This is a genomic window from Streptomyces sp. NPDC020801 (assembly GCF_044334385.1).
Classification (GTDB): domain Bacteria; phylum Actinomycetota; class Actinomycetes; order Streptomycetales; family Streptomycetaceae; genus Streptomyces.
Window position 1 is genome coordinate 1 of record NZ_JBIRST010000079.1, and the last position, 1,330, is coordinate 1,330.

1 protein-coding gene is annotated in these 1,330 nt (G+C 69.4%); it reads left to right on the forward strand.

Annotated features, from left to right (window positions below):
- Nucleotides 1-1,330, forward strand: a 1,330-nt coding sequence (locus tag ACH4UM_RS41775; RefSeq protein ID WP_398191926.1) for an acyltransferase domain-containing protein, incomplete at both ends; no start/stop codon positions are given.

A 1,330-nucleotide genomic window follows, 5' to 3' on the forward strand; every position in this document is an offset into this window, starting at 1 on the left:
GACGTATGGTCGGGAACGTCCGGGGGGTCAGCCGTTGTGGCTGGGGTCGTTGAAGTCCAACATCGGACACACGCAGGCGGCCGCGGGTGTCGGTGGCATCATCAAGATGGTCATGGCCATGCGTCATGGGGTGCTGCCCAAGACGCTGCATGTCGATGAGCCGACTCCGCATGTGGACTGGTCGGCGGGTGGGGTACGGCTGCTGACCGAAGAAGTGCCCTGGCCGGACTCCGGTCATCCCCGCCGGGCGGGCATCTCCTCCTTCGGTGTCAGCGGCACCAACGCACATGTCATCGTCGAACAGTCCCCGTCCGTTGTGGAGGAGGGTGCCGGGGCTGCGCTCGCCGGTCCGTTGGTGTGGGTGCTGTCGGCCAAGAGCGAGGCGGCACTGCGGGGCCAGGCGGAACGGCTGGCGTATTTCACTGACGGTGAGGGTGCCGGGGCACAGCCGGCGGACGTGGGGTTCTCGCTGGCGACGACGCGTGCGGTGCTGCGGCACCGGGCCGCTGTGGTGGGGGAGAGCCGTGAGGAACTCCGTCGGGCGCTGGCGGACTTGGCCTCGGGCACCGTGTCGTCCGGCGTGGTGGTGGGACGCCCGGCCGGCGGCCAGGTCGCCTTCCTCTTCTCCGGCCAGGGATCACAACGCCTCGGCATGGGCCGGGAACTGCACGAGACGTACCCGGTGTTCGCCGACGCCTACGACGAAGTCTGCGTGCACTTGGACGCGGCGGTTGACGTCGATACGGACGAGCTGAACCAGACCGGGTGCACGCAGCCCGCGCTGTTCGCGATCGAGGTGGCGCTGTTCCGGCTGCTCGAATCGTGGGGTGTCCGGCCGGACTTCGTGGCGGGCCACTCCGTGGGTGAGATCGCGGCCGCGCACGTGGCCGGTGTGCTCTCGCTCCAGGACGCGGCGGAGCTGGTCTGTGCCCGCGCCCGGCTGATGCAGGCCCTGCCCGCAGCCGGCGCGATGGTCGCCGTGCAGGCCACCGAGGACGAGGTCCTGCCGCACCTCACCGAGAGCGTCGGCATCGCGGCCGTCAACGGACCGCAATCCGTGGTGGTATCCGGGGCAGAGGACGCTGTGCTGGCGATCGCGGAAACCTTCGCGCGGCAGGGTCGTAAGACATCCCGGCTGAAGGTCAGCCACGCCTTCCACTCGCCGCTCATGGACCCCATGCTCGACGAGTTCGCGCAGGTCGTGCGGGAGCTGACGTTCGACAAGCCGAAGATCCCGATCGTCTCCAACCTTACGGGCGGGCTCGTCGAGGCGTACACCGCCGACTACTGGGTCCGCCACGTCCGCGAGGCGGTCCGCTTCTCCGACGGA